20 protein-coding genes are annotated in these 21,105 nt (G+C 57.2%); 9 read left to right on the plus strand and 11 right to left on the minus strand.

The window, feature by feature from the left end:
- The first annotated feature begins 34 nt into the window (after positions 1 to 34).
- On the plus strand, positions 35 to 2,431 hold the full coding sequence (locus FHS21_RS02660) for a glycosyl hydrolase family 28-related protein (RefSeq protein ID WP_183660897.1): 2,397 nt from the start codon (positions 35 to 37) through the stop codon (positions 2,429 to 2,431).
- A 12-nt stretch (positions 2,432 to 2,443) separates the two neighbouring features.
- Here the strand turns inward: FHS21_RS02660 and FHS21_RS02665 are convergent, their stop codons facing one another.
- Complete coding sequence (locus FHS21_RS02665; RefSeq protein WP_112527702.1) at positions 2,444 to 2,818, minus strand: hypothetical protein; 375 nt, start codon at positions 2,816 to 2,818, stop codon at positions 2,444 to 2,446.
- A 208-nt stretch (positions 2,819 to 3,026) separates the two neighbouring features.
- Between FHS21_RS02665 and FHS21_RS02670 the strand changes: the two genes are divergently transcribed.
- Positions 3,027 to 3,797: a pyrroline-5-carboxylate reductase gene (locus FHS21_RS02670; protein WP_112527700.1), complete on the plus strand. Its 771-nt coding sequence runs from the start codon at positions 3,027 to 3,029 to the stop codon at positions 3,795 to 3,797.
- 44 nt (positions 3,798 to 3,841) lie between these two features.
- Here the strand turns inward: FHS21_RS02670 and chrA are convergent, their stop codons facing one another.
- Together chrA and FHS21_RS02680 are read right to left on the minus strand one after the other, a co-directional pair.
- Positions 3,842 to 5,251 carry a chromate efflux transporter gene (gene chrA / locus FHS21_RS02675; protein ID WP_112551223.1) on the minus strand — a complete coding sequence of 470 codons (1,410 nt, stop codon included), beginning with the start codon at positions 5,249 to 5,251 and terminating at the stop codon, positions 3,842 to 3,844.
- Positions 5,251 to 6,069 carry a chromate resistance protein ChrB domain-containing protein gene (locus FHS21_RS02680; protein WP_112527696.1) on the minus strand — a complete coding sequence of 273 codons (819 nt, stop codon included), beginning with the start codon at positions 6,067 to 6,069 and terminating at the stop codon, positions 5,251 to 5,253. The genes chrA and FHS21_RS02680 overlap by 1 nt, the downstream gene beginning before the upstream one ends.
- Between FHS21_RS02680 and FHS21_RS31120 the strand changes: the two genes are divergently transcribed.
- The 3 genes from FHS21_RS31120 to FHS21_RS02690 all read left to right on the plus strand — a co-directional run bounded on the left by FHS21_RS31120 (position 6,068) and on the right by FHS21_RS02690 (position 7,912).
- Positions 6,068 to 6,190, plus strand: a complete 123-nt coding sequence (locus FHS21_RS31120) for a hypothetical protein (RefSeq protein ID WP_281385840.1) — start codon at positions 6,068 to 6,070, stop codon at positions 6,188 to 6,190. The two genes, FHS21_RS02680 and FHS21_RS31120, sit on opposite strands and share 2 nt — an antisense overlap.
- Positions 6,191 to 6,249: 59 nt before the next feature.
- Positions 6,250 to 7,296: a DMT family transporter gene (locus FHS21_RS02685; protein WP_112527694.1), complete on the plus strand. Its 1,047-nt coding sequence runs from the start codon at positions 6,250 to 6,252 to the stop codon at positions 7,294 to 7,296.
- Positions 7,297 to 7,390: 94 nt separating this feature from the next.
- Positions 7,391 to 7,912, plus strand: a complete 522-nt coding sequence (locus FHS21_RS02690) for a hypothetical protein (RefSeq protein WP_112527692.1) — start codon at positions 7,391 to 7,393, stop codon at positions 7,910 to 7,912.
- A gap of 182 nt (positions 7,913 to 8,094) precedes the next feature.
- Here FHS21_RS02690 and FHS21_RS02695 read toward each other — a convergent pair whose 3' ends face one another.
- The 5 genes from FHS21_RS02695 to FHS21_RS02715 form a co-directional block, all read right to left on the minus strand.
- The gene (locus FHS21_RS02695; RefSeq protein ID WP_183660899.1) at positions 8,095 to 9,033 is read right to left on the minus strand and encodes an adenylate/guanylate cyclase domain-containing protein; all 939 of its coding nucleotides are present in this window, start codon (positions 9,031 to 9,033) and stop codon (positions 8,095 to 8,097) included.
- 213 nt (positions 9,034 to 9,246) lie between these two features.
- Entirely contained in the window at positions 9,247 to 10,242 is a 996-nt protein-coding gene (locus FHS21_RS02700; RefSeq protein ID WP_112551221.1) for a zinc-binding alcohol dehydrogenase family protein, read from the minus strand.
- Between the two features lie 13 nt (positions 10,243 to 10,255).
- On the minus strand, positions 10,256 to 11,068 hold the full coding sequence (locus tag FHS21_RS02705) for an ATP-binding cassette domain-containing protein (RefSeq protein WP_210283299.1): 813 nt from the start codon (positions 11,066 to 11,068) through the stop codon (positions 10,256 to 10,258).
- A gap of 62 nt (positions 11,069 to 11,130) precedes the next feature.
- Positions 11,131 to 12,072, minus strand: coding sequence for an ABC transporter substrate-binding protein (locus tag FHS21_RS02710; protein ID WP_112527686.1), 942 nt, complete (start codon positions 12,070 to 12,072; stop codon positions 11,131 to 11,133).
- 33 nt (positions 12,073 to 12,105) lie between these two features.
- Positions 12,106 to 13,128 carry an ABC transporter permease gene (locus FHS21_RS02715; RefSeq protein WP_112527684.1) on the minus strand — a complete coding sequence of 341 codons (1,023 nt, stop codon included), beginning with the start codon at positions 13,126 to 13,128 and terminating at the stop codon, positions 12,106 to 12,108.
- Positions 13,129 to 13,322: 194 nt separating this feature from the next.
- Here FHS21_RS02715 and FHS21_RS02720 point away from each other — a divergent pair, with 194 nt between their 5' ends.
- Positions 13,323 to 14,162, plus strand: coding sequence for a GntR family transcriptional regulator (locus tag FHS21_RS02720; protein ID WP_246410740.1), 840 nt, complete (start codon positions 13,323 to 13,325; stop codon positions 14,160 to 14,162).
- On the opposite strand, the gene FHS21_RS02725 is transcribed toward FHS21_RS02720, so the two are convergent.
- The 3 genes from FHS21_RS02725 to FHS21_RS02735 all read right to left on the minus strand — a co-directional run bounded on the left by FHS21_RS02725 (position 14,154) and on the right by FHS21_RS02735 (position 17,665).
- Positions 14,154 to 15,128: an aldo/keto reductase gene (locus FHS21_RS02725; RefSeq protein WP_112551220.1), complete on the minus strand. Its 975-nt coding sequence runs from the start codon at positions 15,126 to 15,128 to the stop codon at positions 14,154 to 14,156. The genes FHS21_RS02720 and FHS21_RS02725 overlap by 9 nt on opposite strands.
- Before the next feature lie 266 nt (positions 15,129 to 15,394).
- A complete protein-coding gene (locus FHS21_RS02730) occupies positions 15,395 to 16,159 on the minus strand; it encodes an SDR family oxidoreductase (protein ID WP_112527678.1) in 765 nt (254 codons plus the stop codon).
- 471 nt (positions 16,160 to 16,630) lie between these two features.
- Positions 16,631 to 17,665, minus strand: coding sequence for a LacI family DNA-binding transcriptional regulator (locus FHS21_RS02735; protein ID WP_112527674.1), 1,035 nt, complete (start codon positions 17,663 to 17,665; stop codon positions 16,631 to 16,633).
- Positions 17,666 to 17,829: 164 nt separating this feature from the next.
- On the opposite strand from FHS21_RS02735, the gene FHS21_RS02740 reads away from it, so the two are divergent.
- The 3 genes from FHS21_RS02740 (at position 17,830) to FHS21_RS02750 (ending at position 21,037) form a co-directional block, all read left to right on the plus strand.
- Complete coding sequence (locus FHS21_RS02740) at positions 17,830 to 18,852, plus strand: Gfo/Idh/MocA family protein (RefSeq protein ID WP_112527672.1); 1,023 nt, start codon at positions 17,830 to 17,832, stop codon at positions 18,850 to 18,852.
- A gap of 11 nt (positions 18,853 to 18,863) precedes the next feature.
- Positions 18,864 to 19,760 (plus strand): sugar phosphate isomerase/epimerase family protein, encoded by an 897-nt coding sequence (locus tag FHS21_RS02745; RefSeq protein ID WP_112527670.1) that lies wholly within the window; start codon positions 18,864 to 18,866, stop codon positions 19,758 to 19,760.
- 68 nt (positions 19,761 to 19,828) lie between these two features.
- A complete protein-coding gene (locus FHS21_RS02750; protein ID WP_112527668.1) occupies positions 19,829 to 21,037 on the plus strand; it encodes an ABC transporter substrate-binding protein in 1,209 nt (402 codons plus the stop codon).
- Positions 21,038 to 21,105 lie beyond the last annotated feature (68 nt).

Here is a 21,105-nt window from a genome sequence, read left to right on the forward strand (position 1 = left end):
TTGAATTTCAGCATGCCGTCCTTCAGGGTAGGACATGAGCCGATTCACGAAATGTCTCGCCCTGATTGTAGTAGCGTGGGTCGGTACGGCACTTTTGCCGGAGGCATCCTGGGCAGAAGACAAAGCCGAGCCAATTGATTTCGGTTTTCCCGTACCCAACCCCGAGCCAGCGCTGCCACAAGGTGCGGACGCCTTCGATCCGCCGGTTTTCCCGGTAAGTCCGTCCGCGCCTGCTATCGCCGAAATATCGAGAACTGCCGACCACGACGAAATCGTCTTGATGACTGGCGTCGATCTGGATGGAACGACAAGCTTCGACGTCTTTTCCCAAGCGCCGTCTGGACAGGAAGGATCGGTGATCTCGACCCCGTCCTTGCGTGCCGATGACACCGCTGCGACCGTCCTGCTACCAGCACCCCTCCCCAATTGGTCGATGTATCTGATCCGGCCGAAACGCGATGACGCGGGCGGCAAGGCTTTCGCGATCAACCGAACGGAAAGCTGGTGGCTCGGGCCAAACAATGCTGTTCCAGGAGCAACGATTTCAGTCTATGGGCGCAATCTGGCGAGGTCCAATGGCACATCAGCATCGTTTATTTACATCAAGCCCGCCAACGGTGCCGGGAAGTATGTGACGCCGGTTTCAGTCAATCCCTTCAAGGTCGATTTCAAGGTGCCCAACCTCACGGCCGGGAGTTACGAAGTTTGGGTCCACAATGGCCATGGAGGTCGTTTCGGCTGGAGCGGTCCGTTGAACCTGGCCATCGCCGATCAATCTCCATGGGCCCGACAAGACCAGAAGATGCTCGACGTAGGGAGTTTTGGCGCAAAGGGCGATGGTGTGACCGACGATACCGCCGCTATCGAGGCGGCGTTGACAGCGGCGGCAAGCGTTGCGCCCGCCACCATACATTTTCCGGCCGGAGTCTACCTCATCGAATCGGTGCTCAGAGCGCCGGATAACGTGCACTGGCTTGGCGACGGCATGGATGCGACCGAAATCAGACTCGGCAAAAAGGTTTCGGGCAGCATGGTTGTCGATGCGAACCGCAATGCCCAGTTCGAAAAACTGACGCTCAATGCCAATGGCAATACCGGTTCTACCCCGCTGCTGTGGATACCCGGCGTCGAGAACCTGCGCCTGCAAGCCATGCGGTTGAAGGCTTGGGGCGCACCGGCTCTCGAAGCGCACGACGCATCGGGCCTTTATATCGACAGCTCGGAGCTGATCGAGAATGGATCGTTCTACGGCAATAGCCGCCAGATATTCATGACCAACAATCGCTTTCGCATGACGGGATATGGCGAGTCCGTGGTTGCACTTTGGGGCGGGCGCGAATTTTCGATGGCGGGTAACGATCTCGCCAATGCTGACGAAAACCGCGACGATGGACACGGCATTGGCCGGTTCTTTGTTGCCCAAGGCCACGCCGGGAGCATGGAAAACATGTATTGGGGCGACAATGTCTCGCATCAGGCCGCCCCGCATAATTGCAACAAGGTCGACTGCAATAAAGGTGAACAAATATGTTTCGAGATGGTCGGCAGCGAACTGAAGGACGGATTCAAGGCAGCCACCGCGAACACAGTTACGTTCTCCTCACTCTCGGCCTCTGACAAGGCCGGAGGCCAGGATCTGGTTATCGTCGGCGGCAGAGGTGCCGGCCAGCATCGGCGTATCGTTTCGGTAAACGACAACACGGCGACCTTGGACAAAGCCTGGAACGTCATACCAGATAGCTCGAGCCGGTTCGCCCTTGCGGCGGCGGCTTCACAGATGGCCATCTACAACAACACTTTCCAGGGCCGCCCAAGCTATTTCAAGCATGATTCCGACTCCACCGCCGTCCTGCTCTACGGCAATGTCTATGATGCCGTTGTTGACGGGAACAATATCTCGCAAATGCGTCATGGCATGATGACTGTCGCCTTGAGCTCGGCTAACGGCTTGAGCCCCTATTTCCTGCAATATTCCAACAATACGGTCAGCGACAGCAATAGCGGGCTTTATGCCGGCACGACCTTTACCGATTCAGGGGTTGCGGGTGTCTGGGGCGGTCTTGGCAACGTCTACCGCAAGAACACCTTCAACAGGCTCGCGCATATCGGCGTCGAATTTGAATCCTGGGGCTATAACGGGGCAGATTACAACGGAACGGTTTTTGAAGGAAACCGGTTCAGCAACCTGAAATTCGGCTTCATCGACGCTTTTCAACTCATGTGGACCTACACCGGAAGCTTCAAGGCGCCGCCGCTCTACAGTTCACGCAAATACAACACGATTCTCTACAAGAACATCTTCGAACGAGGATCGGCATTGGGCCCGGGCAGCGTCGGATTCAAGACACTGCAACCGAAGAACACATGGCTGAACATCGGTTCGACATGGACGGGCTTCGAGTCGGGCAACAAGGGCCCGGCCAGCAAGTAAATCAGGCGAGGATCAGCCCGGGCAAACGTCCCAGAAACCGGTCGTCCTGGCAGCGTTGGTATAATACCAGCAATAGCCGGAACGGGGCGGCGAGCCTGCAATCGCCACAGCCGAGGCACCCGCAACGAAGCCGATCGCTGCGCCTGCCGCAATCGCTCCGCCCGGCCGCCAGTAACGACGCGGATTGACGACGACGACCCCGCGCCGCACCGGCGGACGGACGACGGCGCCTCTGCGAACTGTCGACACGGCGGCACAGCCACGTGGACCGCAGCCAGCAACCGTTCGCCGGGCGGCGTCGGCAGACGATACCATCATCGGGCCGGTCACCATCATCAGCACCGCAAGCGTCATCGGCGCGTGTCCTAGAAATCCTGAAAGCTTCATCGGGTCCCCCTCGTTAGCTCGAATTTTAGCTGTGTGTGACAACGTCAAACGATCAAGGCCGTAGCACATAAACAGGAAGCGCCCATATTCCACCGGTTGCAAGCTGATCATATTATTGAGGGAGATGCACAGTCCCGATCCACTTTGCATGGTTCGGCGACTTGTTTGAGATATGCTACACGGAGACGTCAAAATTTTGCGGGGAACAATGAAACTAGGTTTTGTAGGAACGGGTGCCATTACCGAGGCCGTTATCACTGGCTTGATGAAATCGAGGTCCGATATCGAGGCTATCGTCGTCTCCCCTCGCAGTCAGGACGTTGCAGCGCGATTGGCGGAAATGTTTCCGATCGTGCGCGTGGGTCGTGACAATCAGGATGTCGTGGACAGCGCCGAGATCGTATTTCTTGCTGTAAGGCCGCAAATTGCCGAGGAAGTGGTGAAAGAACTCAGATTTCATGGACACCAGCAGGTGGTGAGCTTTATTGCTGCTGTCCCGATCGAATCCCTGGCCAGTTGGATTGGCGTGCCCGTAATCATTACCAGGGCGATTCCCCTGCCGTTTGTCGCTGCATTGCGCGGAGCAACGGCAATCTATCCGCCCAACGACGATATTGCTGACTTGTTCTCTTCGCTCGGGACTGCAGTGCAGGCAGAAGACCTCAAGCAATACGACCTTTTTGGCGCGGCGAGCGCGCTGATGGCCACATATTTCGGCCTGCTGGAAACAAGCGCCCGCTGGCTCGAAGCCGAGGGAATGCCCTATGATCAGGCGAGTATCTATTTGAAAGGGCTGTTTGGCAGTCTGTCCCATGTAACGGACGCATCAAATGAACAATCATTTGAGGCAATGGCTTCCGAGTTTTCGACAAAGGGTGGTCTGAATGAGCAGGTCTTCGCGGAGTTCAAGGAAAATGGCGGAACAAAGGCTTTGACGCTTGCTCTCGACTCCGTGCTGAAGCGGATCGAACAGAAGTGATTTAGCGGCACAGAGTGGCGGTCTGGATGCCTGTTACGAGGTCATTAGAACCGTGTGACCAACGTCCAAACCATCCCGGCCACAGCGCAGCCGATGAGCGTAAAGATGACGGATACTCGAAATCGAAACAATGCGAGTACAGCGGCGGCAGTCAAAAGCAGGGACGCAACATTTATCGACCGGAAGATTGGAATATCGAGCGAGAACCATCCAACACTGAAGGTTTCAACGTCTGCAAACAGCACGTGCAGACCAAACCAGATTGCCAGGTTTAAAATGACGCCGACAACTGCAGCAGTGATTGCAGACATCGCACCTGTAAGTGCTTTGTTGCCGCGCAAGCTCTCGATGAACGGTGCGCCAAGGAATATCCACAGAAAGCATGGGATGAACGTCACCCATGTCGTCAGCACCGCTCCGAAGGTTGCTGCAACCATTGGATTTAGGGAACCCGGAGCGCGAAAGGCACCCATGAAGCCAACAAACTGGACAACCATGATCAGCGGTCCCGGTGTCGTCTCGGCCATCCCCAAGCCATCGAGCATCTCACCGGGTTTGAGCCAACCATAGTGCTGGACCGCTTCCTGCGCGACGTATGCAAGCACGGCATAGGCTCCGCCGAACGTTACCAATGCCATCTGACTGAAGAAGATCGCGATCTTGGAAAAGACGCTGTCGAAGCCGAGAAAGGCGACAATGAGTGCGACAGGCATCAGCCAAAGTGCAAGCAAGATACCTGAGACCTTCAGCGACCAAACAAGGTTGGGCCGCGCGTGACGAGGGGTGATTTCACCAAGCGCCGAGTGTTTGTCTTCCAGCACTGCACTTGCTCCGGACTTATGGCCCCCACCGATCTGAAACAGCGGTGATCCGATCCGTCCGCCCATGTAGCCGATCGCACCCGCCATCAAGATAATCATTGGAAACGGGACATGAAGGAAGAAGATCCCCACAAAGGCGCATGCCGCAATTGCGACCATGGCTTTGTTCTTCAGAGCCCTCCCGCCGATCCGAAACACTGCTTGAAAAACCACTGCTAGCACTGCAGCCTTTAACCCGAAGAACAATCCTTCAATAACATCGACGCTGCCGAAGGCGACATAGATGTAACTGAGGCCAAGAATTGCGAGGAAGCCGGGTAAGACGAACAGGATACCGGCGACAAGGCCTCCGGCCGTCCTGTGCAAAAGCCATCCGATGTAGATTGCAAGCTGTTGTGCTTCCGGACCCGGCAAAAGCATGCAGTAATTCAACGCATGTAGAAACCGATGCTCTCCGATCCACCGCTTCTCGTCGACGATGATCCGATGCATAACCGCGATCTGACCGGCAGGACCGCCAAAACTCAGAGCGGCGACCCTTGCCCAGACCTTCACGGCATCCGAGAAGGAGATGCCGTGTTCATGTTCTTGCTCATCGGAGATTGCGCTGGACTTGCCGATAATGTCTGTCATCACACTGTCCGCTTCGTGGACGGCCAATTGTGTTTCTCGTCGGTCGCATCTCGGCTCCAGCGATAGAAGGCGTCGTAGAGCCCGACGCCAGCATTCAGCTGCTCGTGGTCATCCGCGAACATCCGCGACAGTCCAAGGGATGCTGCCAGTAGCCCGGGAGCTTCGGGGGCGAGATCAAGTCGCGCTGTATCGGCCCCTCTGACGATGGTCGCCAATCGCAGCAAGGGCTCTGACGACAAGCCGAATTCTTCGACCATCACATCGAAGGTGCACCGTTCATCGCGGTGGCTCCAGAAAACGCCTTCGATGTCGTATGGCGCCGCGTTGAAGCGTTCGGCAACCTCTACGACATCTGCCGGGGGGACGAACAGAAAGAGGGCATCCCGATCAACGAAGCGCTTGATCAGCCATGGACAAGCGATGCGATCGATCTTCGGTCGCGCTCGTGTCACCCAGACCGTACGGCCGGCGCTATCGCGAGCGGGTAATTTCGAAACCGGGATCACCGGGAAGCCAGATGCCAGCCATGCTTCGATCCCGCCCTCAAGAACATTGGCGTCGACTCCCGCTTGGCGAAGCAATGCGGCCACACCGTGACTTAGCTTTCGTCCCCGTTGGCAAATCACGATAACCGCATGACCTGCCACATGGTTGAGCCATTCTTGAACGTCGCTATGGCCGCGCCTTATTGATCCGGGGATCAGGCGTGGATCAGCGTCAAAGTCCTCATTGGTGCGGACGTCGACAAGCATAGGGCAGCTTGGGGTACCAACCAAGCGATAGAGTTTTTCAGAAGAAATTTCGAGAAGTGAAGTCATGACGCGTCCTCCATTGTTGCTTGGACGCGATACTTCGGCTGACGCCTTGTGGGGTGATCGCAACCCCATAGCCCAACATAATGTCATGTGGCTTGGCCGTGTCAAGTACGCCGAGCCCTAGCGGTAGTCCTCTGCGGCGCTTAAGATTGTTCCCAACCGGACGGCAAATGGAAAGACACAATGCGCATAGGACTTGATCATGGAGTACCAGCGGCACTGATGGCCGCAACCTTGTTCGGCATTGGGACACCTTTGGCGAAGCTGCTGCTGTCATCGGTCAGCCCCTGGATGCTTGCCGGACTCTTGTATCTCGGCTCTGGCTTGGGTCTGACGTTATATCGTCGGTTCACGAAGTCTCCAGCTGTCCATCTACCTCGTCACGAGTTGGTATGGTTCATTGGCGCTGTCACTACTGGCGGCGTTGTTGGACCAGTTCTGCTCATGGTTGGATTGGTCGGGATACCCGCATCGGGTGCTTCACTGCTGTTGAATGCCGAAGCTGTCTTCACAGCCCTCCTCGCCTGGTTCGTCTTCAAAGAGAATTTCGACCGACGTATCGCGCTTGGTATGATCGCAATTATGGCCGGAGCGCTGATATTGAGCTGGCCAAGCGAAGCCCATTTCGAGGGGTTCTGGTCGGCCTGTGCGATCTTGGCAGCGTGTCTTGCCTGGGGCATCGACAACAACTTGACCCGTAAAGTGTCCTTGTCTGACGCATCATGGATCGCATCGGTGAAGGGCCTTGTCGCGGGTTCGGTGAACCTTGGACTAGCCTTGTTGTTGGGTTCTCATTTGCCGCCTCTGCCCAATCTGATAGGTGCGCTCATACTTGGGTTCGTCGCCTACGGAATAAGCCTGGCCCTGTTTGTGGTGGCGCTACGGCAATTGGGGACTGCTCGAACAGGTGCGTATTTCTCAGTTGCTCCTTTTATTGGTGCAGTGCTTGCACTGGCGATGGGCGAGCCACTGACACCTTCGCTCATTTTTGCTGGCACCCTGATGGCAATAGGCATCTGGCTCCATCTTACGGAACAACACGAACACGATCACGTCCATGCCGAACTCGAGCACGAGCATGAGCACGTTCACGATCTGCACCATCAGCATGATCACCCGTACCCAGTCGCCGCAGGTGTCAGCCATAGCCATCTCCACAGACATCCTGCCTTGCGACACGCGCACTCGCATTTCCCGGATGCGCACCATCAACATCGGCACAAGTCGTGACGCAGTTGGATTGGGGCAGGTGTCCGCGCCAACCTTGACCCCATGCGTGATTCATAAGAAAGTCGGGCGACAACTTCTACGGAGAGGACACAGCATGGCCATCTCACGCAAGGAAGAGCTCCGAGCCCTGAACGCAGAAGAGCGTATTCTGGTGGAGAAGTCTCACCATCCCGCGTTGCAGGAGATGAGTGATGCTGACCTGTCCAACCTGGTGAAGCTTGCACGTCAACAGCGTGACAAGGCGCAAACGGAGGCTAACCGCCGCCGCCGCGAAATGCGCGGCAAGGCCGCCCCGAAGGGCAGTGCGGCTTCGGCCCGGGATGATGGATCTCAGCTGAAAGTTGCCGTTCTCGCGATGACAATGCGTAGGCTGAACACTGAAGTGGAGCGACGTCGCCGCCTGGCAGCCAGCATGACACTGATCGAAAACGCACGCAATGTGCTGGCCCTAAAGCAGCAAGCGCCGACAAGAGGCAATGAATTCAACACGCGGTATGCACATCAAGGCATGCGTGCGAATCCTAACACCAAGGTAAACAGCCTTATCCGGCCAATGGAACGTGGTCGGCAGCGCGCGGCTGCGCAGGTAGCACAGGCCAAGCGCGACGCACGCTGACAGCGTGCCGGAGCAATGCGATGTCTCTCAGGTCCCTACTCACCTTGGCTATCATCGGGTTGCTACTCGCTGGTTGCCTGCACAATGATGGCAAGCCATTTGAACCGTATCATCCACCGTGGGCGGAGAAATAGTAAACCCTGCCGCAAATCACCGGAGGTGCGAGCCTCCGCACACTGGTGTCAAGGTTCCGCGCGCCGGCGCGTAAACCATCGGATACTGCCGAGGACAGCCATCGCAAGCAATGGCCAGGTGGCCCAGAAAGTGCCCTGCCAGGAAAGCAGATTGATGCAGATGAGGGCAAAGCCAAAAATGGCGAGGGTCGCCAGAACCTGATCAACCTGTCGTATGGTGCGTACCCATGACAGTGCGGCCACGGTTATTATAGCGAGGATTGGCCACGGCGCCCAGAACTCGCCGTCCCACGACAGCAGATTGATGGCGACGATACCGGCTGAGACTGCGCCCAATATTCCGTAGTTGCGCCACTTTGTTACCACGCCGGAGCCAGTGTTGCGGGTGTTGGTGAGTTCAACGGTCTTTTCATCGGACGCGCCCCTGGCCGGAAAGGGCTCCTGTTGTGCAGAACGAGCACTATCTTCCCCGATCCTGACGGCATAGCTGAGCACACCACCTTCAACGTTCTTGACGGGCAGCTGTCCCAAGCATTCGAAACCCACCGCAACCTTGTTGCGCACGTGGTCGTACACCGTGTTTGATATGACGATGCCGCCAGCCGATGCAGATGCTTGCAGGCGTGCAGCCACGTTCACACCATCGCCGTAGATGTCGTCACCTTCGGCGATTACATCGCCAAGGTTGATACCGATACGAAACAACATGCGCGTGTCGTCGGGGCGGTCGGCGTTGTAGCCCGCAAGCTCGTTCTGCACATCGAGCGCTGCGCGGACCGCCTCGACCACGCTGGCGAATTCGGCGATCAGTCCATCGCCCCAGGTGTTGACGACCCTGCCGCCATGGATTTCGATCAACCGGGACATTGCATCGCGGTATTTTTTCAGGGTGTCGAGGGTTCCTTCCTCATCGGTACGCATCAAGCGCGTATAATCCTGAACATCCGCGGAGAAGATCGTCGTCAGCTTGCGACGCGTTCCGGTCATGGCATTGTACACTCCCAGCTCGATACCCGCAGGGGCCGCAAAGACACCCGTAGTCGTACGGACATTAACGGCTGGAGCCGGATGTGGGAAGAGTTAGGTCGTGAACCCATAAATCTGATGGAAATGGTATGAGGCCACGGCGTACGGCATCGTGGGAGACACACCCACAACTTTAAGCCACATTATTCTCTGGATGCAACCGTAGGCGCTGGATCAGAGTCTCACCACCGCCTTGATCAGTCCGGTCCTGTCCTGGGCGAGTTCGGGCAGGCGCTGCGGCAGGTCGGCCAGCGGCAGGATCACCGAGCAGAGGGCATCCGTGGAGATCTTGCCCTCACGGATGGCCGCCATGACGGTTTCGAAATCTGACTGGACGGCATTGCGGCTGCCGATGATGCGAGTTTCCCGCTTGTGGAATTCCGCGTCGTCAAAACGAATATGATCCTTCACGACGCTGACGAGCACATAGCTGCTTCCATGCGCGAGCAATGGAAAGCCTGCTTCTATCGCTACCGCAGCCCCCGTTGCATCGAAGACAGTGTCGAAGCCATCGGCGCGGTCGCCTTCAAGGATCCGCGACGTATCTTCATACGTATTCTGAAAATCGAAACTCTCGCGCGCCAAAGCCAGCCGCTGCGAGCTCAAATCCAAAAGATGAACCTCCGCGCCTGCGAGCCGCGCGAAAAGCGCGGTCCCGATGCCGATCGGTCCGGCGCCCGTGACCAGCACCCGGTCGCCGGCGGCGAGTCCCGAACGCGCCACCGCATGGGCCCCGATCGCCAGGAATTCGACCATGGCGGCCTGGATTTCGTCGAGTCCTTCGGCGGCTATCAGGTTGCCTGCCGGAACTGCGACGCGCTGGCAGAGGCCGCCGTCGCAATGAACGCCCAGCACCGCGATGTTCGAGCAGCAGTTCGGTTTGCCGCGCAGGCAGGCGCGGCATTTGTTACAGGCGATATAGGGATTGATCACGACAAGGGTGCCCGCCTCGATGCCGTCTACAGGCGTGACCAGCCGGCCACTGAGTTCATGGCCGATCACGCGCGGATAGCTGAGATAGGGATGTTTCCCGGCATAGATGTGATAATCCGTTCCGCAAATGCCGACTGCCGTGATGTCGACAAAGGCCGAGCCTTCCGGCAAGTCTACGGGAAGAGGCCGTTCGATGAGTTCGAACCGTCCGGGTTCGACGCAGGTGCCGCATAACATTCGTCTTCCTTCCTCAATTCGAACTCAGGCCGGTTTGTGGTGTCCTGGCCGCATTGCGCGGCCGCCAGCCGTCGGGCATCTCGCCCTTGATGATCAGGCTCAGCACATCATCCTTGGTTACTTCCTCGATGCAGTAGCCGCCGACATTGCGTCCCCGGTTCATCACAACAATACGGTCGCAGAGATCGAAAACGTCGTGCATGTCGTGGCTAATAAGAAAGATGCCGATACCTTCGCTCCGCAACTGCTTGATGAGATCGGCGACCATTGCTGTCTCGGCTGGTCCGAGCGCGGCCGTCGGCTCGTCCATGATGAGGATCTTCACCTTGAAATAAATGGCGCGGGCAATTGCAATGACCTGCCGCTGACCGCCGGACAATCGCGAAATCGGATCGCTCAGATTCTTGAAGTTGGGGTTGAGCCGATGCAGCACCCGGCGCGCTTCCTCCATCATGTTCTTGTCGTCAAGATTGCCCCATCGCGTCTTCAGCTCGCGGCCGAGAAACAGATTGGACGGAGCATCGAGATGGTCGGCGAGGGCAAGCGTCTGGTAGATGGTCTCGACCCCCTGACGTCGCGCGTCCTGAGGTGATAGGAACCGGACATCCTCGTCCCCCATCCTGATCGTGCCGGCGTTCGGCGCCATGGCGCCGGAGAGAATCCGCATCAGACAGGATTTTCCCGCGCCATTATGGCCCAGGACTCCAACGACCTCTCCAGGAAAGAGGTCAATCGACACGTCTTCGACTGCATGAACGCCGCCAAAGCTCTTCTGGATATTGATCATCTCGACCAGCGGCCGCGATCGTGTGACATGAGCATTCATGAGGTCTTCCTGAGGAAAGAGAAGGCAGAGGCCTGAGCCCCTACCTTCTCGCGGCCGGCCGTTCAGTACAGAACGTTCTTGGCCTCGGGAGCGGCGATATTGTCTTTGGTGACGGCGACAACGCCCGTATCGATCTTCGGCTCAGCCTTTTTGCCGCCGACGATGTCGAGAATGGCCTTCACGCCGAGTTCGCCCATCTGATACGAACCCTGGACCATGGTCGCGACGAGCGTACCATCCTTGACGAAGGCCTGCAGGTCTTCGTTGCCGTCAAAGCCGATGGCGACGACCTCGCCAACCTTGCCGGCCTGGACGATTGCACGGCCCATGCCGACCGCGGTCGGCTCGTTGGCGCCGAAGATGCCTTTGAGATCCGGATTGGCGGCGAGCACGTCGGTCGTCTGGTTGAGCGCCGTCGCCATCTGGGACTGCGAATAGTATGGCCCGACGATTTCCAGCTTGGAATTCGCCTTTAGATAATCGACGAAGCAGCCGACGCGACCGACTTCCGAGCCGACGCCCGCCACATAGGACATTACGGCCACCTTGCCTTCTTTCCCGACCTTGTCGATCATCATCGTCGCGGCAAGCTTGCCGGCCGCGCAGTTATCTGTCGAAAGGAAGGTCTGGAAGGTGCCCTTGCTGGCATCCGAGAGCGCGGAGTCGATGATCGCGACTGGGATACCGGCTTCGTTGGCCTTTTTGACGGCCGGAGCGAGCGCATCCGGATCCGACGGTGCGAGCACGATGCCAATCACGCCGCGGTTGATGGCGTTTTCGACCATGTTGAGTTCGTCGGCAATCGCGGACTCCGCCGCCGGGCCGTTGAAGGTCATCGTGTGTTCACTCTGACCGGCGATCGCGGCAGAAGCGCCCTTGTTGACATTCTGCCAGAAGTTCGAGTTAGTCGTCTTGACGATCACCGCGATTTCTCCCGCCATGACGGTGGCGGGCGTGGCGATTATTGTGCTTGCCAGAAGCAGTGCTTTCAAGGTCTTCTTCATAGTCTCCTCCTCTGATGAAAACAGTTTTGCCGGTTAACGGCGGCTTCTCAGCTGATCGACATAGACCGCCATGATGACGACGAAGCCGATGATGATCTGCTGGATGAAGGCTGAGACGCCGGCCATGTTCAGGCCGTTGCGCAAGACGCCGATGATGAAGGCGCCAATCATGGTTCCGGACACGGTGCCGACCCCGCCCATCAGCGACGCCCCGCCGATGACGGCCGCAGCGATCGCGTCGAGCTCGTACATGACGCCCTCATTGGGCTGGGCGGTAACCAGTCGGGACATCAAAACGATCCCGGCCAGTCCGGCGAGCGCGCCGGACATGACATAGGCGGCAAGTTTGGTTCGATCGACCTCGACACCGGAAAGCCGCGCGGCTTCCTCATTCGAACCAGTGGCATAGATGTGGCGGCCGATGGAACGCCGGCGCAGCATGAAGCCGACAGCAACGGCAACGACGACAAGCAGGATCGCCGGATAGGGAATTCCCGGAAAAATGACCTTGGGCAGCCCATTCGAACCCATGCCGATCATTCGGAAAAGCGAACCGTTGCCCAGCTTGCCGAACGCCTCGCCTAACTGCGAAATCGGAGCGGCGCCGGTGATCTGCAGGGCAGTGCCCCGCGCGATCAGCATCATGCCGAGCGTGGCGACAAATGGCGTGATGCGCATCTTCGTGACCACGATCCCATTGACGGCCCCACACAGAGCCCCGACCGCGATTCCCATAGCCATGCCGAGCGGTACAGGAATTCCGGCCTTGACGGCGAGCCCAGCTACGGTTCCGGAAAGCGCCAGTACCGAACCCACGCTGAGATCGATACCTCCGGTCACGATCACCAGCGTCATTCCGATCCCGAGCAGACCGATTACCGACGTCTGCAAGAGCACCGTCAACCCGTTGCCGACGCTCAGGAAGGCTGCATTGCCGAAGGAAAAAAATCCGACCAGCATGAAAAGCGTGAATAGCGCTGAAAGCTTATGCAGGGCGTCGGATGAAATTTTGACGCCAGCAAAAGGCACAGCAAGCCGATCCACTTCAACTGACATGACGCCCCTCCCTGAGCGGTATAAAATAATTAAATGCAGAATGCAGGTCAAAATATCCACTGTCAATTGTTTTTAATTATTGTCGACACTTGTCCTTTGGTATATTGGAGCAGAGACAGGAGGCTCTCGCGATGGCGCGGACGGACGAACGCTTCAGGGCAACTTTCAATGCGGTTCTCGAGGAGTGTTCCGCGTTGAAACCGGGTGATTTTCTGGCTTCGGAACTGGCGCTTGCCGCGCAATTCGACGTGAGCCGTACTGTGATCCGTTCAATCCTCGAGCGTTTGGATATGATCGGGGTAGTGCAATGGAGGGGACGCCAGAAAGCGCTCATTCGGACGCCCCGCCCAGACGAATGGCTGACGGTAAGTGCTAGCCAGGTTTCCCCCGAAGAGCTCGAACGTCAGTTTCTCTACTGGATCCTGCGCTTCGACGTGCCGCCGGGCACGCCGCTCAATGTCGCCGAACTTGCCCGACAGTTTCGGGTCAGCGTCCACGGCCTGCAGGAGTTTCTAGCGTCGCTCAGCCGGTTCGGCCTTGTCAAACGTCGGCCCAAAAACGGTTGGGAGCTGGTTGGATTCACTTCTGATTTCGCGATCGAGCTTTCCGATTTCCGAATGATGATTGAGCTCAACGCGATTTCACAGCTCATCGCGCTACCCGACAGCCACCAGATTTGGCACAGGATTGAGGAACTCGACGAGGCGCATCGCGCCCTGGCGGCGGCAATAGATGAGCGCTTTCACGATTTTTCCCTGCTGGACGAGCGTTTTCATCTAACGATAGGCAGCATCACGCGCAATCGCTTCGTCGCCGAGTTCCAGAAGGTGATCTCATTGATTTTCCACTACCATTATCAGTGGGATAAGAAGGACGAACGCGAGCGTAATGCAGCCGCAATCGACGAACATCTGAGACTGATCGCGGCCCTGAAATCGCGCGACGAAGCCTCAGCACTCGCGGCCGCGCGCGACCACCTTCGCACATCGAAGCAGACCCTACTCTCCTCGCTGCGCATTCACGCCCTATCCTAGCGGATCGAAGATGGCATCACCGCCCTCGGGCCACGGCGCATAGATCGCATCGAGATTGCGGATCAGGGAACGCGTTTGCGCGGTCCCCAGGAGCACCGATATGACCGCCGGGTGGGTCATCGCGTAGCGAAGTGCCGCGGTGGCGAGGGGTACCCCAAAAGACTCGGCGCGGCTTTGGAGTAATCGCGCCTTTTCGAGCATGTGCGGCGTCGCAGGCTTATAGTCGAACACGGCGTCCGGAACCGGCCCCGTCGCCAGGATGCCGGAATTGAATATTCCGCCGAGCACGAGGCTCGTATTCGATTTCCGGCATCGTGCGACAAGCGCCTCTTCCGCCGAGCGGTCAATTAGCGTGAGACGCCCAGCCAAAAGGATCACATCGAGTTCCGCCGCCGCCATCACTTCCAGGCAAACCTCGTTCTCATTCACACCAAGGCCGAACGCGCCGATGCGGCCTGCTTGCTTCAGCCATTGGAGCCGATCGATGCCGGTGCCCAACAAGTCGGCCATCTGCACCCCATGGCGGGCCCCATGGGTCAGGCGGCCGATGTCGTGCACATAGAGGATATCGATATAGGACGTCCCAAGCCGCGCGCAGCTCTGCTCGAAGGCGGCCTCAATACCGTCCCCAGAATAGTCGTAGCGAACGGCCATGGGTAGTGGCGCGATGAACCCGTCAGCCTGGTCCAGGGTTTCGCCGGGCGACAGGAGGCGCCCGACCTTGGTGGAGACGACATAACTTTGCCGATCGCGACCCTTGAGGAATCGGCCGAGGCGTAATTCCGAACGACCGCGGCCGTAGTGAGGCGCGGTGTCAAAATAACGGATACCCCTATCCCAAGCGAGCTGCAGCACTTGCGAGACGTCCTGCTCGCTGACGAGCTTATAGAGATTACCGATTGCCGAGCAACCGAATGCGACATCCGTGACGTGAACGCCCGTGTTTCCAATTCTCCGGCGATTCATGGGACTTTGTCTCCCTGCCCTTCATTCATTGATCCGACGAACTTCGTCATGGTTCGTCTCGAGCGGCAGAGCAGCCATTCGCTATTGTTTTTTATAATTTAAAACATAAGTCAAGCCTTTTCTGAGAACAATGCACATCCAGCGTGATGGAGAAACCGACCAATGGTCGCCGACTACGGTGCGCCGATCGCGGCGGATCAAGTCTATATTGCGGTAGACTGTGGTGTCAGGCCGAGGGATTGGCAAATCCCTCATCCTACAAACCGCTACCAGCAGGTGAATCCACCATCGACGACAAGGTCGATGCCCGTGACGAACGACGAAGCGCGGCTCGAAAGGAATACGGCGGGACCGATCATTTCCTCAGGCGTCGCCAAGCGACCCATCGGCGTATCCCGCGCAAATATCTCCACTTGGTCGGCAACTTCAGGCCGACGATTCATGGGTGTCAGTGTGTATCCAGGACTAATCGAGTTGACCCGAACACCACGGCCAATCCACTCCATCGCCAGACTCTTGGAGAGATGAATGACAGCGGCCTTGGACGAATTATAATCTGCCTGCTTCAGGTCGCGGTTGACGATCGAGCCAGATATGGAAGCGACGTTGATAATTGACCCCTTCCTACGGGGCAGCATTACGCGCGCTTGAGCCTGGCAAGACAGGAAAACGCCCGTAACGTTAACGTCATAGACCCGCTGCCAGTTCTTCAGCTCCAGCGTCTCGGCTTCGCCGCCAGCGCCGATGCCTGCGTTGTTAACAGCAATGGTCAACGGGCCAAGCTGTTTCTCAATTCGTTCGATCGCCCCAGAAAGGTCCTTCGCTGAGACTACAGTACCTTCGAACGTCAAGGTCTTGCGGCCCAGAGCACGAATCTTTTCTGCGGTCTGGTCCAAACCACCGTTTGAGCGATGGCCAAAACAGGCGACATCAGCTCCAGCCTCAGCTATCCCAATTGCTATGGCCTGCCCAATGCCACTGCCCGCGCCAGTAACGATGGCCACTTCACCCTGCAGATTGAATAGTTTCATTTTTCGCTCCCTCGATAGTTGCTGGCCGAATATTATCTCTGCCAGTCCGGACGCAAAACTTTGCAGCTCAACGGCATTTGAGCCAGTCCATCAAATCTCTTGTCAGGAGCCACGATGATTGCCTTGGTTGGGTCGATTCTCAAGTAGCGGAATGCCTGGTCCGTGATCGTGCTATGCGGCGAACCCCGCTAGGGGGCGGCGAATTCCAAGCTTTTGATGGATCGAGCCCCAGACCCTAACCGACGACCCGTCTCGAGCTCTACCAACACGTCTGCGATAGACCGCTGAGTAAAGTCGCCCCGGATCTTGTCATATCCTGCACGGCACCGGCTGCCATCTGCAAGCAATATCGGGTACCCTACCCCGGATCCGGATACAGGACCCGCAAATCCCTTGGGCTTCAGGCAGAGCCGCCGACGCTCCCCGAGGCATCTGATGACACCATCGAGATAACCAGCGACCTCTAACCAATCAGGTTCCATGCCAAGGACCATCGCTTTCGCCGGGTACCAATTCCATCGGCCAGACCAAGTCAATGCTGTCCTGCGGATAATTGCTCGCGAAAGCCGGCATGGTTGAAAGCAATGCTTCGGCTAACTTAATGCCGAGATCGCGGAGCGAAATCCGAAAACATGTGAGAGTGGGCGACAGGAAGCGACTTTGCGTGCTTTCGCGAAAACCAACGACGGCGATGTCCCGGCCGGGATGGATACCCGCTTCGTAGAAGCGCCGGTAAAGACCGATCGCCATGTTTTCATTCACCAGAATGACCGCGGTCGGCATCTGTTTCTGCGCCAGCATTGCGGTAGCAACCCGGTAACCGCCCTCTTCATTGCTGTTCGCCGGAAAAACAAGATCAGGATCGAAGCTGATGCCATTGGCGCTCAAAGCTCGTCTGTAACCTTCCAAGAAAACGTAGCCAAGATTGATATCACTGGCCGGTACGCCGATTGCAATTCGCTGATGACCGAATTTGAGCAGCCGGGCCACCGCGGTTGCCGCCACGCCTTCAAAGTCAAGATCTATCCAGGGATATTGGCCGCCCGTGGCGCTGCGCCCAAGCGTGACAAAGGGGATTTTCCGCTCGAGCAGGAATGTTATTCGCGGGTCATTGCGCATTGTCGCTGAAATAATCAATCCGTCGACGAACCGGCGTCCGACTATGCGGTTGAGATAGGCACCGGGATCCTCATCGGTTCCACATAGTAGAGCCACGAGATCGAGTTGATGCCGCCTGAATACGGATTGCACGCCTTCGAACACCGGCATGAAGAAGCTTCCGCCATTGTCGGCCGTTTCGATAGACGACTCGATCATGAAACCGATCGTGTTGGTGGTACCCTGTCGCAGGCTGCGGCCAGACTGGTTCGGAACATAGCCGAACTCTTTCGCCGCTACGAGCACACGCTCGCGGGTTTCGGGATTGACATCGGACTTGCCATTCAGCGCTCGCGAAACAGTTCCGATCGAAATATTTAGATGGCGGGCAAGGTCCCGAATACTCACACTTTTTTCTCCTTGGCGCGCTCGTTCTGAGGGCCGCCCCTCATAAAACACCGAAATGAGGGATTGACAAAATTAAAACTCCGATATGAAATCGTAAACGTTTACGGAAGCCATTTGCAATCGATTTCGTTGATTTTTGATGGTTTTCGTTGGGAGGAGAAAAAATGCAACGTGCCGTTTTAGTCGGCTGCGGAGCCATGAGCAAAGCATGGTTCGAGGCAGCCCGCACCATCGGCGATGTCGAGATTGTCGGCATCGTCGATCTCGACACCGGGCGCGCTGAACACCGCGCCAAGGAGTTCGGTTGGGAGACTGCCGCCATCGGCAGCAATCTACCTGATGTTCTTGGTCAAACCTCTCCCGACATCGTTTTCGATATCGTGATACCAGCCGCCAGGCATGCAACAGTTGCCACTGCGCTCGAGGCTGGCTGCCATGTTCTTTCCGAAAAACCAATGGCGGAAACTCTGGAGGAAGCGCGCGATCTTGTTCGCCGTGCGAGTGAGACAGGCCGAATTCATGCCGTCGTTCAAAACCGGCGATATCTGGCACAAATCCGGCGTATCCGCAGGCTTATCCAGTCGGGCACAATTGGCGACGTGACGAGCCTCCATTGCGATTTTTTTCTCGCTCCGCATTTCGGCGGGTTCCGCGAAGAGATGCGCCACGTTCTATTTCTCGACATGGCGATCCATACATTCGATGCTGCCCGCTTTCTTGCAGGAGACGACGTCAACGCCGTCTACGCCCGCGAGTGGGAGCCCGGCAACTCGTGGTACAGCCAGGGATCTTCAGCGGCTGCCATCTTCGAATTCTCCAATGGTGCGGTTTTCACTTATCGCGGCAGTTGGTGTGCCGACGGTTTGCGCACAAGCTGGGAGAGTGCATGGCGTGTCGTCGGCAGCAAGGGATCGATTGTCTGGGACGGATACGATGACATACGGGCCGAAGCCGTCGCCTCCGGCAGAGAAGGCCTGTTTTCTGAGGTGACCGCCGTCGATATCCCTCCCCTCGACGCGTCTGATCGTATCGGCGGTCACCTCGGAGTCATGCAGGATTTCATTGCAGCTACGCGCGGCGGTCCGCCTCCGGAGACCGTCGGCATGGAAAATATCAAGAGCCTCGCCATGGTATTCGGTGCGATCGACAGCGCCGAATCCGGACGACGCATCGAAATTACGATCTGAAGGAGTTCGAAGTGAGCAACACGGCAAAAGCCATCCGTATCGGTACCATGATCAAGGGTAATGCGCCCGACCCTGCTGCCTATGTCAAGAGCATATTGGCGCACGGTTTTGAAAGCTTCGAACCGTTCTTCTGGCAAGTGATGAACAAGGACCTGCCAAGACTTGCGGAGGAACTGAAGGAAGCGATCGGCGACGAGGATGTCACCATGTCGACACTGGGCATGTTCGGCAATCCGCTCGAGGATACAGAAATCGACCGTGAAACGTTGAAAGGTTGGGAAGCGCTCATCGACAATGCGCACCATTTCGGCGCGACGACGATTGCCGGATTTACGGGACGTGTTCGCGGTAAGCCAATCGAGGAAAGCTTACCCCAATACCGGAAAGTCTGGACAGAACTGGCCAAGCGTGCTGCCGACAAAGGTGTAAAACTCGCATTCGAAAACTGCGCGATGGACGGCAATTGGGCGAGCGGCGACTGGAACATCGCGCATAATCCCGACGCCTGGGAAATGATCTTCAACGAGGTTCCAGCCGATAATATTGGCCTTGAATGGGAACCTTGCCATCAGATGGTCTATCTGATCGACCCGCTGCCGCAAATTCGCAAGTGGGCACCGAAGATTTTCCATGTTCACGGCAAGGACGCGACGATCCGCTGGGAGGTCATCCGCGAGCACGGCATCTTCGGCAAGGAGAAATTCGTATTCATGCGCTCGCCGGGTTTCGGCGACACCAACTGGGTCGATGTGATTTCCGAACTGCGGCTTGCCGGGTGGTCGGGCTCGATCGACATCGAGGGCTGGCATGATCCGGTCTATCGCAATGAGCTCGAAATGACCGGGCAAGTGCATTCGCTCAACTATCTCAAGCAGAGCCGCGGCGGCTCATACGTCCCTAACCCCTGAAACTCGACACCGGCCAATCTTGCCGCAAAGAAGCAAGCAGGCCGAACCAGCAACAAGAGGAGGAAAGCATGAAACGAGTTATGAAATGGATCGCGGCTGCATCGCTGTTCATATCCGGTGCCGCTCAAGCCGAGCCGGTAACGCTGGATATCTGGACGATCGATCGCCCCGATCAGTACATGTACCTGCTGAAGGACGAGTTCGAGCAGTCACATCCGGACATCAAGCTGAACATCAAGACCGTTCAGTTTCGCGACATGGTCAACGATCTGGCGCGTGCCACAGCGACGGGTGAATCGCCTGACGTGACCTATATCGACAATCCCGAAGTCGCGCTCTTCGCCTCGCGTGGCTTGCTGCTGGATCTCAGCCCCATGCTCGCTGAATCGAAGGTCATCAAGAAGGACGATATTTTCCCCGGCCCGCTTTCCTCAGTCACTTGGGACGGGAAGATTTACGGCATTCCACGCGGCGCGAATACCATTGCGCTCTACTACAATGCGGACATGTTCAAAGCGAAGGGCCTTGACCCGGACAATCCGCCCAAAACCTGGGACGAGCTATACGCCGCCGCGAAGAAACTCAACGATCCGGCCAAGAATATCTATGGTTTGGCGTTTTCGGCGGTAGCCACGGAAGAAGGTACATTCCAGTTTTTGCCCTGGCTGCAGATGGCCGGCGGCGACTACAACAAGGTCGACACCGAGGGTGGCATCAAGGTTCTGGATTTCTGGGGCAAACTGCTGGACGAGAAGCTCGCATCTCCCGATACCTTGATCCGCAGCCAGTTTGACTCAACCGGTACCTTCAATGCCGGCAATGCAGCGATGGCCATTTCTGGCCCATGGGAACTACCTCGCATGGGACGGGAAGCAAAATTCGATTATCGCGCCGCGCTTTTGCCGATTCCCCAGGAAGGCGCCACACGCGCCTCTGCGCTCGGCGAAGGCGACAACGTTATCCTCGCCAAAAGCGAGCATCCCAAAGAAGCTTTTATCCTGCTGGAGTTTCTCTATAGCAAGATGCCCGATGTCTGGAACCGTTTTGGCTTTGTGCCTGCCGCAAATGTGAAGTCGAATGATCCAAAAACACCAGCCATCTATGCCGTCTTCGAGGAAAGCATGAAATATGCCCGCAATCGCGGTCCTCATCCTGAATGGCCCAAGATTTCCAAGGCGATTTACACCGCCATACAGTCATCGTTGACGCATCAGAGCGATGCGAAGACTGCGCTGGGTACTGCACAGAAGCAAATCGACGCTGTTTTGAACAAATAGGCTTCGACAATCGCTCCTTCGCGCATGCGGAGGAGCGAGGATTACAGGCTTGAAGCAGCATGCGGGAG

It is taken from the genome of Phyllobacterium trifolii (assembly GCF_014192095.1).
GTDB classification, from domain to species: domain Bacteria; phylum Pseudomonadota; class Alphaproteobacteria; order Rhizobiales; family Rhizobiaceae; genus Phyllobacterium; species Phyllobacterium trifolii.